Annotated in this window: 10 protein-coding genes; 4 read left to right on the top strand and 6 right to left on the bottom strand. The window is 70.0% G+C overall.

From position 1 onward, the window contains the following. The 5 genes from IRZ30_RS05600 to IRZ30_RS05580 all read right to left on the bottom strand — a co-directional run. Nucleotides 1–407: PIG-L family deacetylase (locus tag IRZ30_RS05600; protein ID WP_294083794.1), on the bottom strand; the 407-nt coding region annotated here is incomplete at its 3' end. Then, entirely contained in the window at nt 385–2277 is a 1893-nt protein-coding gene (gene selB, locus IRZ30_RS05595) for a selenocysteine-specific translation elongation factor (protein WP_294083793.1), read from the bottom strand. The genes IRZ30_RS05600 and selB, both read right to left, overlap by 23 nt. A 185-nt stretch (nt 2278–2462) precedes the next feature. Next, nucleotides 2463–4280, bottom strand: a complete 1818-nt coding sequence (locus tag IRZ30_RS05590) for a cellulase family glycosylhydrolase (protein WP_294083792.1) — start codon at nt 4278–4280, stop codon at nt 2463–2465. Between the two features lie 217 nt (nt 4281–4497). After that, nucleotides 4498–6033 (bottom strand): hypothetical protein, encoded by a 1536-nt coding sequence (locus tag IRZ30_RS05585; protein WP_294083791.1) that lies wholly within the window; start codon nt 6031–6033, stop codon nt 4498–4500. Nucleotides 6034–6197: 164 nt separating this feature from the next. After that, nucleotides 6198–7949 carry a glycosyltransferase family 39 protein gene (locus IRZ30_RS05580; protein WP_294083789.1) on the bottom strand — a complete coding sequence of 584 codons (1752 nt, stop codon included), beginning with the start codon at nt 7947–7949 and terminating at the stop codon, nt 6198–6200. Between the two features lie 199 nt (nt 7950–8148). On the opposite strand from IRZ30_RS05580, the gene IRZ30_RS05575 reads away from it, so the two are divergent. The 4 genes from IRZ30_RS05575 to IRZ30_RS05560 all read left to right on the top strand — a co-directional run bounded on the left by IRZ30_RS05575 (nt 8149) and on the right by IRZ30_RS05560 (nt 11235). Beyond that, nucleotides 8149–8499, top strand: coding sequence for an SPW repeat protein (locus IRZ30_RS05575; RefSeq protein WP_294083787.1), 351 nt, complete (start codon nt 8149–8151; stop codon nt 8497–8499). A 227-nt stretch (nt 8500–8726) separates the two neighbouring features. Continuing rightward, a complete protein-coding gene (locus IRZ30_RS05570; RefSeq protein WP_294083785.1) occupies nt 8727–9410 on the top strand; it encodes a DUF5668 domain-containing protein in 684 nt (227 codons plus the stop codon). Between the two features lie 39 nt (nt 9411–9449). Further along, nucleotides 9450–10382 carry an ABC transporter ATP-binding protein gene (locus IRZ30_RS05565; protein WP_294083783.1) on the top strand — a complete coding sequence of 311 codons (933 nt, stop codon included), beginning with the start codon at nt 9450–9452 and terminating at the stop codon, nt 10380–10382. A 1-nt stretch (nt 10383) separates the two neighbouring features. Beyond that, the gene (locus IRZ30_RS05560; RefSeq protein ID WP_294083781.1) at nt 10384–11235 is read left to right on the top strand and encodes an ABC transporter permease; all 852 of its coding nucleotides are present in this window, start codon (nt 10384–10386) and stop codon (nt 11233–11235) included. 13 nt (nt 11236–11248) lie between these two features. Here the strand turns inward: IRZ30_RS05560 and IRZ30_RS05555 are convergent, their stop codons facing one another. Further along, entirely contained in the window at nt 11249–11932 is a 684-nt protein-coding gene (locus tag IRZ30_RS05555) for an NUDIX domain-containing protein (RefSeq protein WP_294083779.1), read from the bottom strand. Nucleotides 11933–12175: the final 243 nt, after the last annotated feature.

Genomic DNA, 12175 nt, shown 5'->3' with positions numbered 1-12175 from the left:
GGTGCGGCCAGCGCGGCGACGGCCGCGGTGAGGTCGTCGACCAGCGGGCGGTCGTCCGGGTGGAGGGGGCCGAAGAGGTCGTCATCCGAGGTGTAGCGCGTGCCGCGGTAGATGGCGTCGCGGAAATCGAGCCAGAGCGCCTCGGCTCTCAGCGCCGCGGCAGCACACGCCTCCTCCGCGCGGCGGATGCGCACGGCGTCGTCCGGTCCGACCCCCCAACGCTCGTGCTGGAACCGCGCGAAGTCGCTGAGCGGCCCGTCCGGCGCACCGCCGAAGCAGGTCACGATCAGCGGCCGCGCGCCGCCTTCGGCGAGGGCGGCCACGGTCCCGCCGCAGGAGAGCGCCACGTCGTCGTAGTGTGGAGCGAGGAAGACCGGGCGCGGCTCAGGCGGAGTGGTAGCGGACACGCTCGTCCCCCACACGGCGGGTCACGCGCTGGTGGTCGAGGTACTCCAGCACGGCCTGGGCGTACTTGCGACTGGACCCGAAGTGGTCGCGGAACTGGGCCAGCGTGATCCGCCCCTCCCGGTCGATGATCTCCAGGACCTGCCGCTGGATCTCCTCGAAGGTCTCACGGGCGAAGATGATCCCCTCGTCGACCCGCACCACCTCGCCGGTCTCGGCCAGCGCGATGGCGACTTCCGGGTCGATCCCGAACTCGGCCGGACCGGGCGGCGTGTAGGGCGCCGCCCGCAGTGCCGCCAGGTAGCGGTCGATCTTCTCCCGTTGCTCCGGGGTGAAGGTGATCTCATGGCCGGGCAGGCGCAGTGTCTCGCCGTCGTCCACCAGCGCGCCCGTGGACGCCCCGTGGGCGACGATCTCCTCGAAGACACGAGCGGGCAGGCCGGTGCGGCTGCGGACCTCCTCCTTGGCCATGCCGCGGCGGAGCGGCTGGCGCCGGTGGTAGGTCTCGAGCAGGGCCTGGATGTCGCCGGTGATGCGTGCCAGCGTGTCGGCCCGGATCAGGTAGCCCGCCGGGCCGCCGCGACCGAGCGCCACCACCTGGCCCTCCGTGACCAGCCGGTCGATCGCCGCCTGCACCTCGGACTCCGGCAGCGTCACACTCCGCACGAGCGCGCGGCGCTCCAGCGGCCCGGCGGCGAGCGCCTGGACCACGATCTCCTCCGGCGTGCCGGAGGCCAGCACCTCGAGCGCCTGGATGACCTCGGGCCGGAAGCGGCGGTGGCGACGCGGGTGCGCATCGACGACCACCCCGCCTCCGATCGTCAGGCTGGGCGAGGGCCGCCGCACGATGAAGCGGTCCCCTCTGACGGCCACCAGGGGCGCCGGGAAGCGGAACTGCACCCAGCCCTCCTGCCCCGGCTCGATCCGCTCGGCGTCGAGCAAGGTCACCCGCGCCAGGCACTCGGCCGAGCCGAGGAAGAAGTCCACCTCATCGTTCTGCTCCAGGACGACCGGGGAGTCGGGCACGAGTCGCAGCCGGGCGTCCAGCAGGCGGGTCGGCGTGAGCCAGCCGGGGACCGTCAGCACATCGCCCCGCGCGATCTCTTCGACCGCGACCCCCGCCAGGTTCACGGCGGTGCGAGATCCCGGCTGGGCGCGCTCCACCTTCGACCGGTGGCTCTGCAGCCCGCGAACGCGCCCACGCCGCCCGGCCGGCAGGATCTCGACCTCTTGACCGATCTCCAGCGGCCCGCCCAGCAGCGTCCCCGTCACCACCGTCCCGAAGCCCGCCACGGTGAAGACCCGGTCGATTGGCAGCCGCGGCCGGCCGGTCTCGTTGTGCGGCGGGACGGCATCCAGCAGTGCATCGATCCCGGCGCGGAGGTCGTCCAGCCCCACCCCGGTCACCGCCGACACCGGCACCACGGGCGCACCGTCCATGACGGTACCGCGCACCGCCTCACGGATCTCCTCGACCACCAGATCCCGCCACTCGGCGTCGACCAGATCGGTCTTGGTCAGGACGATCAGCCCCCGCTCGATCTGGAGGAGGTCCAGGATCGCCAGGTGCTCGGCTGTCTGCGGCATCGGCCCCTCGTCGGCAGCGACCACCAGCAGCGCCGCGTCGATCCCGCCGACGCCCGCGAGCATGTTCTTGATGAAGCGCTCATGGCCCGGCACGTCGATGATGCTGATCTGCCGCCCGCTGGGTAGCGTCATCCAGGCGAAGCCCAGGTCGATCGTCATCTCCCGTTCCTTCTCCTCGCGGAGCCGGTCCGGATCGATGCCGGTCAGGGCTTTCACCAGCGTGGACTTACCATGGTCGACGTGGCCGGCCGTGCCGATCACGTAGGTCAGGGACTGCATGCTCATGGGGACCTCATGGGTCAGGTGCCGACGCGCTCCAGTGACCAACGCACCCGCGATTATACCCCTCCGCGCGTTCCTGCTTCGGATTCCAGAATCCCCGCCTCCCTGCGGGACTCTGCACGTCACCCCCCTCTCTCAACGTTGGGAGCGGGGGCGGGGGTGAGGGCCGTTCCGCCGGGAGAATGCGCTCACCGTCTGCGCGTCGTGCTCTGCCGGGTGCGGGACCGGGCGCGGAGGTCGGCGGCAGTGAGGCGGCGAGGGAGGTGGCCGTTGGCCCCGTCGCGTGTCGGGTGTGGGGACTCGGCGGGGCGGTAGCGCCAGTTCCACACCAGCGACGCCAGGGTCAGGACCACCATCACAGCAAAGGTGCCGTAGATCCAGGGGTAGGCCCAGGACTGCCACGGCTGCCGGACGACGACGAAGCCGGCCAGCGCCACTGAGCCGTCCCCGCCCGCCAGGGAACGGACCTCGGCCACGTGCGGGCCGTCGTCGAGCCCGTCCGCAACGGTGACCCGGCCGTCCTCGTCCGGTACCGCGATCGCCGCTCCGGTCTCTTCGGCCGGCAGCCCCGGCGCCGGTTTCCCGTCGATGGTCACCATCAGTCCCTGACCGCTCCCGTCGAGCAGCAGATCGAGCCGGGGTCCGCTGAAGGGGATGCGCAGCGTCGCCCCGGCCGCCGCAGGCACCAGGGTTTGGCTCGCTCCCTCCCCGGTGAGCATCCAGCCGCCGTCCTGCTGAATCAGCCGGGTACTGGCCGGGTAGGCGCCGGTGTAGGCGCGGTCGAGCCGCGCACGGGATCCTGCCAGCGTGGTGTAGGCCGGGGTCGGTGAGAAGTCGTAGTTGACGATCGCGAATCCCCGAGTCGGGTTGCGGCCCGCATCCGGCGTGGCGGTGGGCGACGTCGGGAAGCGGAACAGCCAGACGCACATCGCGCCGAGCCAGGGCCACTCGCGCTGCGCCCGCAGGTAGCCCTGGAGCAGGTAGCGCGCCTGCGTCTCGGCACTCACCGGCCTGCCCCAGACCGAGGCATCGCCGGTCCAGTCGTCCGGCAGCGACACCCACCCGTACTCAGCCGCCCAGATCGGCTTGTCGGCGTCGCCGTTGCGCACCATCACCTCCCGCATCTGAATCACGCGGGAGAAGTTGTTGCGCTCGAACTCGACCCGGCGGTCGTAGGGGCTGTAGCCGTAGCCGTAAACCATCGCCGTCGCGATATCGAAGTAGTCCTTCGCCCCGGCGTCGTACATCCCCTGCAGGAAGAGGAACTCGTTCAGGTTCTCGGGCCCGCGCTGGTCGGTCGGGGCCAGGCCCGGCAGGAGGACGACCACCTCCGGGTTGGCCTCCTTAGCCGCGGTGTAGGCCGCCTTGAGCAGTTCGGTGAAGCGCGCCGGATTGATCGGCTGTCCGCCCCACTCCCCGTAGAGGTTCGGCTCGTTCCAGATCTGGATGTAGCGCACCTTGCCCCGGTAGCGGGTCACGACGGCGCGGACGAAGTCGGCGTAGTCGGCGTCGTTGTTCGGCGGGCCGTCGGGCACCTGATCCACCCCCGGCTGCCCCTCACGCGCCCAGCGAGGCGGCTTGTCGAGCCGAGCGATGATCTCCAGCCCCCGCTCGTGGGCCAGGTTCACGATGCGGTCGTACTTCTCCCAGGTGTCCTGCCCGGTGTGCGGGTCGACGTAGACCCCCTTGGCCGGCTCGATCTCGTACCACGCGAACATCTGCCGCACGAAGGTGAACCCGCCCGCGGCGATCATGTCGAGCGTGCGCTCGACCTTCTCCGGGTCGGCCTCCTCGTTCAGCAGCGTGTTGACGCCCAGGGGATTGACATCTGTGTGCGGGATCGGCTGAAGATCCTCACTTGCCTCGACGCCCCGCGTGAAGTACGGCTGGCTCAGCGCGGCGACGCCCAGGCTCCCGATCAGCCCGAGCAGGACGAGCACGTGGAACGCCACCCGCACGTCCCAGCGACGGATCAGTCGATGAAACCGATGTCCACCGCCGCTCACCGCGTTCGTCCTACCTCCTGGCCCCCTCGCCCCATGGGCGCATATCGGCGCACCTTCGCTTGCCACGCCCCAGAGATGGTACACCAGCCCTTTTCAGAGCGGGCGGACACTGGCGTCCGTTCGGGGATCTCAGGTCACCCAGCACCGCCTTGTGCGTGGCACCACCTCCCTTGATGCTGAACGTTTCGTGGGAAGCGGTTGTGACAAAGAGAGGAGATCACTCCCCAGCCGGCCAGCCGAGGATGAAGCGGCCGACGGTGATGGAGCGCGCGGCGGGCGGCGGGTCGACCTCCGCGGTCGTGTCGATGACCCAGAGGCGAGCGCCGTGCGTCGCGAGCATGTCGCTCAGCAGCGCCGGCTGGTCCGTGATCACGACCGTCTCGGGCTGCCCGGTCAGGATGCGCAGCGCATAGCCGGCGTTGAAGGCATCGGCCGGTGGATGGGGTAGGACGACCGGGACGAAGGGGCGGCCGAGCGGGTCCGGCTCGCGCAACGCCGTGCTCAGGACCGGGGCGAGATCCCGGGTGTCCGGATCCGGGTAGTCGCGCGGCGGCGCCGCGAGCCGCCGGCCGAAACTGGCCAGCAAGAGGACGACGCCGAGGACGGCGACGACACGCGCCGCGCGCTGAACGTACCGGGCCGTCGCTCCCGACCCGGTTGGTCGAAGGTCCCAGAGGTCGAGGGCGGCGGCCGCCAGCGCGGGGAGGAGCAGGACGACGTTCGAGAGGAGGTAGCGCTCCGCGCCCGGGCCGAGATTCGCGAAGGTCGCCGTGACGAGGATCAGCAGCAGCGCCTGCCCGCCGACAAACACCGCGTACTCACCCCAGCGCCGGGGGTGACGCACGAGGAGCCAGAGCGCCGCGCCGGTCGAGACGACCACCACGACCCGCACGATGTGGAGCAGCGCCCGGGGATAGGCGAGGAGGCGCTGCACGAGGGATGCGCTCACGTTCGCCGGGTCGAGCTCGGTCTTGATCGCGGCCGTCTCCCGCGCGAACGCGAGGGGATCGCCGAACACGGCGTAGTTCTGCTGTAGCCACACGCCGATGAAGAGGAACGGGAGCAGCGCGCCCAGGACGACGCCGGCATGCCTGCGGCCACGCAGCCAGCCGCCGCCGAGCACCAGCACGGCCCAGACCGCGGCGTAGAACCACCCCTCGTAGCGGATGGCGGTGGCTGCCATGAGCGACAGGGCACCTAGGACGAGCGGGCGGCGCGAGCCGGTGACCCACCAGCGGACCAGGCCGAGCGCGGCGCCGCTCATGAACGCGTGGAATACCGGCTCGGCCATGCCGCTCACCGAGAACCAGACCTCGTAGGGGAAGGCCGCGACGATGAGCGCAGTCAGCGCTCCGGCCCGCCGCCCGGCGAGGGTGGCGCCGACGAGCGCCAGGTTGGTGATCGTGGCCAGCCCGGCGAGTGTGGCCAGCAGTTTCGGCGCGAGGTAGAGGTTGTCCCAGAGGGCCAGCGTGCCACCCAGCAGCCAGAAGTGGAGCGGGAGCCAGACGCTGACCTCCCACCGCGGATCCTGGAGCCATTCGTAGCCGTGGATGACGCGGGTGAAGCCGTCGGCGTTGTATTCGACGAAGCCGAGCCGCAGCGACAGCCAGGCCAGCACCAGTCGGACACCCCAGGCCGCTGCGATGGCAACCCACAGGGAACGGCCGCTCGCCGAGGGGCACTGCAACGTCGTGGGACTGGTTGACGGAGCCTCGCGCCGCTGCGGTGGCACTGGTGTCGTGAGGCGATCCATGTCCAGGCCCTACCACCCTACGACGCGGGAAAGGCGCCCGCCGCAGCGGCCCGGTCGTCGCTTGGAGTCGCTTGCACGGCATCGGGGGGCTGTCCCCCGCGTGGATGATCCGCGATGTCCCTCTCGCTCAAGTAGGAAACGTATATAAAGGATGGGACCACGACTTACTCTCCCACACGGAAGACATAGTACACCGGCGTCCCATCCCGCTCGGTAAACGTCTGCTCCAGCCGCAGGGTGCGGCCGCTGGAGGAGACGAGTAGCTCCAGCGGCGCGGGCTCGTGGGGGGAATTCCCTTCCTCCTCGAGGACCAGGAGGACGGGGTCGGACGCAGCCAGCACCGCCTGCACCGCTGCCGCCAGGTCCGCCCCTGTCTCGGGAATCTCCCGCGGCTCGACGCGCCCCTGGGTCAGGATCATGATGGTCCAGGTGAAGCCAGAATCGAGCGCGTAGGGCTGGGTGATCCTGCGCTCGTCCAGATAGGCGGCCAGGTCGTAGATAGCGCTGGAGAACTCGCCGTGGCCGCCGCTCCGCGCCAGCGCCCGGTGGTATCGCACGTCCACCCACAGGTCGCGCGCCATGAGCGGCACGAAGAGCAACGCCACGACGACCGCCACGGTCGACGCCGGGCGCACGCGCGAGCGCAGCTTGCGCGCGAGCCAGCGGGAACCGAAGACCGCGAAGCCGGCGATGAGCACCTGCGGGATCGGCAGCAGGATGAGCAGGCGGGTCGACTCCGGGATCGAGGTGGTGAAGCAGCTCAGGAGCAACACGGCGAAGGCGAAGCCGAGGAGGAACACAGTCGAGCGCCGGCAGCGCCGCAGCTCCGGCACGCGGTGGACCAGGACAAGCAGCCCGAGCGCGCTGACGAACGCCACCCACGGGTAAAGCGGGTTCGTGAAGATCCCGCCGTAGAACCAGAATGAGCCGCCGTCAAGGAGCGTCCGCAGCCCGTCGGCCGCCGTCTTCAAGTTGCCCCAGAAGGTGGAGTTGTCGACGGCCTGGCCGGCTGGCGAGTTGGCCCGCAGCCCGAGCGAGCTCCCGCGGGTAACCAGGTTGTAGTAGAGCACGGGGAAGGCGCCGATGACGGCACCGGCCAGCGGGGCAAGCGCCTCGCGTTTGCTCCGGAACGGCAGGTCACGCTTCAGGCGGTCGATGGCCAGTTCCACCGTGTCGCGTACCGAGTAGGCGGCGTGGCGGTCCTCGCTGAGCCAGTCGGCCAGCAAGAGGATGGCGTAGGCGACTGGCACGGCGAGGAGGAACCAGCCAAAGAGGAGCCGGGTGGCAAGGCCGATGCCGGCCAGCAGCCCGGCCAGGGCGAGCCAGCGCGGGCCGCCCTGCGTCTCGCGCCCATGCCAGGCCAGGTAGGCCAGCATGATGCCGAGCATCACCGCGACGAGGTGGGCGACGACGGAGATCCCGACCCGCGTCCAGAAGATATAGGAAGGGAAGATCGACAGCAGCAGCGCCGCGCCCACCCCGACCCAACGGTCGTAAATCCGCCGCCCGATGAGATAGGTGAGGAGCACGGCGAGCATCCCGACCGCGATCGGCCAGAGGCGGATCGCGAGTACATCGCCGTCGAGTAGCCAGAGGAGGGGTAATACGGCGTAGGTCGTGACGACGCCCCAGGTGTCACCGAGCATCACCGGGAAGGAGCGCCCGAAGAGGTGGATACCGACGCCCCGCGTCAGGGTGACCGGATCCCCTCGAAGGATCTGCATGGCGGGGACGACGTCAAAGGCCTCGTCGTAGTGGAGGCCCGGCAGGCGATACTGGTACAGGCAGAGGACACCGAAGAGGACGACCGCCAGCGCAACCGCGCCGCGAGCCACCCAGCGCCCCAGGCTCCCATCTCCGACCGGCGTTTCGAGAGCCAGTTCCGCCCCCACCCTGCTCGGCCGCTCTGTGAGCATGCGCCGCAGCCCTCCCGACGGATCGACAGGCGTTGAGGCCTGCCCGCCCTCATCCTACCCAGGCCGCGCCGCTCCGTCCAACGGGCGTCGCGGCGGGGACTTGCGTCCGACGCGGCAAATGGGTATACAATCGGCCGGGAGCCGGCGGCGGGGAAGCGCCCCGCGTCGCGGCGGTCACGACGATAGGGAAGGAGAAGCGGTGCAGGCGCAACAGGCCCGTTCGTCGGCAGGGCTCAGTCTCCTCCAGTCCCTCAACATCGCCCTGGGTATCTGGGTTCTGGGTTCCACCTACTGGTTGGGTTTGCACGTGTACAGGGGCGCGCGGATCGCCAACGGAATGGGAGCCGCGCTGATCATCGGCTTCGCCATCACCCAGCTCGCCCTCCCGCGGTGGCGCGTGTGGTCGTGGGTCGGCGTGCTGATCGGCGTCTTCGTGGCTGCGGCGCCCTTCCTCTTCGACTTCAGCGTCGTGACGGCCGGGACGATCAGCAACGTGGTCTGCGGCATCCTGATGGCGCTGATCGCGGCCACCGGCCTGCTCCGGCGCTAGCGCATTCGTCATCCCACAACCGGCCCCGCCTCAGCGGCGGGGCCGGATTCGTATCTCTCCCCATCCACCAAGCACGCTGTTGCGCTCATGTTGCGTTCTCCGCACGTGCGCGGCGCGTCCGCTATTGACGTCCGTGTAGAGTTGGGCCATATCGTGTCGTAGGGCCGATTGCCGGCCGAGAGCGCGACTCCGGCAGCGGCTCACAGAAGCCCGTTTGGGGGTGCATCATGGCCCGAGAGTTCACCGGACGCGCGCTCATCGGCCTGCTGCTCGTCCTGCTTGGGGCGCTCTTGCTGCTTCAGGCGCTGGGCGGACCCGACATCGGCCGGATCATCAGTGACTGGTGGCCAGTGGCGATCATCGCCGTCGGCCTGGCGCAACTCGCCGCCAGCCGGCACACGCGGGTCGTCCCGGCCATCCTCATCGCGATCGGGCTGGTGCTCCTGGCGAGCACGACCGGGCTCATCCCCGGCTCGATCTGGAGCCTGTTCTGGCCGCTCGTGCTGATCGCGATCGGCCTGTTCGTGATCCTGCGCCACGGCCCGCGCCGGGTGAGCCTCGACCCGGCCGACTCGGTCGGCAGCTTTGTGATCTTCGGCGGCAACGACATCGTGAACCGCTCCGAGGACTTCCAGGGCGGTTGGGCGGCCGCGCTCTTCGGCGGGATCACGCTCGATCTACGGCAGGCGGAACTCCTGCCGGCGGGCGCCACCATCGACGCATACACCGCCTTCGGCGGGATCGATATCCTCGTCCCGCGCGGCTGGAACATCGCGATCACCGGGCTCCCGATCTTCGGAGGCTACGAGGACAAGACCCACCAGGACGAGCCACTGCCGCCGGATGCACCGACGCTCACTGTCAACGCGGTCTGCCTGTTCGGCGGAGTGACGGTCAAACACGAGAGGTAGGCGCGCCACCAGGGGCGCCGCAGAAGGGAGGTGCGACGCATGGGCCTGAGCCAGCACGGCCCGCCGGCCATCGAATTCGCTGGGCTGACCAAGCGATTCGACACGTTTGTCGCGGTCGATCGGCTCACGTTCTCGGTCCCGGCAGGCTCCGTCTTCGGCTTCCTCGGCCCGAACGGGGCCGGGAAGACGACCACCATCGGCATGTTGCTGGGCCTGATCGAGCCGGACGAGGGGACCGCCGCCATCTTCGGCCACGACGTCCGCACCGACCTGCCGGCCGCGCTCGCCCGCACCGGCGCGCTGGTCGAGCGCCCCAGCTTCTACCCCTACCTCAGCGGGCGGACCAATCTGCGCCTCATGGCGCGCATCGCCGGGATCGACGATCCGAAACGGATCGACGCCGCGCTGGAAATGGTGGACCTCACGGCCCGCGCCAACGCCAACTTCGGTGGCTACTCTCAGGGGATGAAGCAGCGCCTGGGTATCGCCGCCGCGCTCCTGCTGGAGCCCGACCTGCTCATCCTCGACGAGCCGACGAACGGGCTCGATCCCGCGGGGCAGCACGAGATCCGGAGCCTGATCCGCGATCTCGCCAGCGCCGGGCGGACCATCTTCCTCTCCAGCCACCTCCTCCACGAGGTGCAGGAGATCTGCACCCACGTCGCGATCATTCACCGCGGCACGTTGATCGCCTGCGGCCCTCTGTCCGAGATCCTCGCCGGCGGCGAGCGGCTGGCAATCCGCGTGGACCGGCTGGAGGCCGCTGCCGAGCTGCTGCGCCGGCTCCCGGTGGTCCGGGGGGTCGAGGAAGAGGACGGGCACCTGCTGGTCGACGCGCCGGTGGACGAAGCGGCCGCGCTCAACCGGGCGCTCGTCGAGGCAGGCTTCGCCGTCAGCGCCCTGGGCGTCCGCGAAAGCCGCTTGGAGGACCGCTTCCTCGCGCTGACCGAGGCGCGCCGGGGGGAGGGATGAGATGGCATCGATCGGAACCCTATTCGGCGTCGAGCTCGCCAAAATCGTGCGCCGGCCGATGACCTGGATCCTCATCGTGATCCTGCTCGGATTCACGGTGCTGGTCTACTCCTCCCTGATCCTGGCGCTGGTGAGCGGGTTCGAGGGGAACGTGACCGTCGAGGGAGCCGAAGGGCAGAGCTTCAAGGACATGATCCTCCTGCCGGACGGCTTCTCGCTGGGCATCGGGCTGGCGCAGGGCGTCGGTAGCGTGCTCCTGGCGATCCTGGCCGCCGGCACGTTCGGCAGCGAGTACTCCTGGGGCACGCTGCGCACGATGCTGCTGATGCGTGCGGACCGGGTGCGCCTCCTGATCGCCAAGCTGTTGGTCCTGCTGCTGGCGGTGATCGTCGTCATCCTCGTCGGCGCGGCGATCGGGCTGTTCGGGTCACTGGTGGCGGGCGTCGTGGTGGGCGAGTCGCTGCGCACGGACCAGTGGCTCACTGCCAGCTTCTTCCGCGACGCGGCCCGCCAGGTCGTAATCGCCCTGATCTATTCGACCTTCTGGACGCTCGTCGCGGCGGCACTGACGATCGTCACCCGCTCGCTGGCGGCCGGGATCGGCGTGACGATGGCCGCCCTCTTCGTCGGGGACTTCACGACGAGCATCATCGCGGGGCTGGGCACGCTCGGCCGGTGGATCTCCCGCATCTTCCCGAACACCGCGCTCAACACCCTGTCGACCGGCACCGATCTGGTCGCGACCGACTGGGCCTGGATCACCGCCAATCTGGTGGGCTACACCGCGCTGATGCTCGCGATCGCGGTGGTGCGCTTCCGGCGCATGAACATGATCTCCGGCGGCGGGGGATAGGAACGCGCAGGCCTTACCACAGCCCCAGGTCAAGCCCCCGCTCTCCCGAGAGGACGCGGGCGGCGACGAGGGCACCGACAGCCCAGTAGCGGTCGGTGACCGGGACGAAATCGGCGGCGCGCACCGTCGCCGGCTCGACCGGACCAAGGCCACGATCAGGTAGAACAGGCGCGCACAGGGCGGGGATCTCCGGCTCGGGCTGGCCACCATCGGGGAAGAGCCGGGAGAGGTCCTCGACGCGAACGACCGCGAGCGAGCTGATCTCATCCGGTGCCGGACGGAGCCGCGCCAGCCCGTCCGGCACCACCGCGACGAAGACATCCTGAATCTCGCGGTCGACCCAGCCGGGACCGCGGCCGACCGCGCGACGGGCGCCGACCGGTACCAGGTCGTCCAGTCCCAGCGGGAGGCCCAACTCCTCCTCCGCTTCGCGCACCACCTCGGTCAGCGTCTCACCCGAGCGGTAGTGTCCGCCGACGGCCACATCAAGGAGGTTGGGGACCGTGTCCTTGGTTGGGCTGCGACGCTGGAAGAGCACCTGGACGCTCCCATCCGGCCCCCGCCAGACGACCCAGCAGTGGAACGACCGGTGCCAATCGCCGTCCCGGTGCACGGCAGCGCGGGGCTTGACCAGCCCGGTCGGTTCCCCCTCGGCCGTGAGGACATCGAACAGCTCGTCGCGTGGGTCTGGCTCCACGTTGAACCTTCTCTCCCTGGGCACAATCCGTGGCGTGCCGCTCCGGCCCCGCCCGCTGGAGTGCATGATACCGGGTCGTGGATTTGGCTGGCTGATCGGCGCGCCCCTTATTTGGGTGTATGCGGTCGGCGCGTGCCCGGGCGGTGGACGTCGTCTCGCCTGAACCTGAGCCTGGACCCGTCCCAGCCGGCTTCAGCCGGCTTTCCTTGTCAGCCCGGCAGCTTGAGCCCCGGGCACATGCCG

This window comes from Sphaerobacter sp. (assembly GCF_019683595.1).
GTDB lineage: Bacteria > Chloroflexota > Chloroflexia > Thermomicrobiales > Thermomicrobiaceae > Sphaerobacter.
The sequence above is the reverse complement of the archived record's forward strand: the minus strand, read 5'-3'. Positions and strand labels throughout refer to the sequence as shown.

Coding starts and splice junctions, on each gene's coding strand:
- IRZ30_RS05565 (WP_294083783.1), top strand. CDS start 9,450: ATGGGCCTGAGCCAGCACGGCCCGCCGGCCATCGAATTCGCTGGGCTG.
- IRZ30_RS05585 (WP_294083791.1), bottom strand. CDS start 6,033: ATGGATCGCCTCACGACACCAGTGCCACCGCAGCGGCGCGAGGCTCCG.
- selB (WP_294083793.1), bottom strand. CDS start 2,277: ATGAGCATGCAGTCCCTGACCTACGTGATCGGCACGGCCGGCCACGTC.
- IRZ30_RS05580 (WP_294083789.1), bottom strand. CDS start 7,949: ATGCTCACAGAGCGGCCGAGCAGGGTGGGGGCGGAACTGGCTCTCGAA.
- IRZ30_RS05570 (WP_294083785.1), top strand. CDS start 8,727: ATGGCCCGAGAGTTCACCGGACGCGCGCTCATCGGCCTGCTGCTCGTC.
- IRZ30_RS05560 (WP_294083781.1), top strand. CDS start 10,384: ATGGCATCGATCGGAACCCTATTCGGCGTCGAGCTCGCCAAAATCGTG.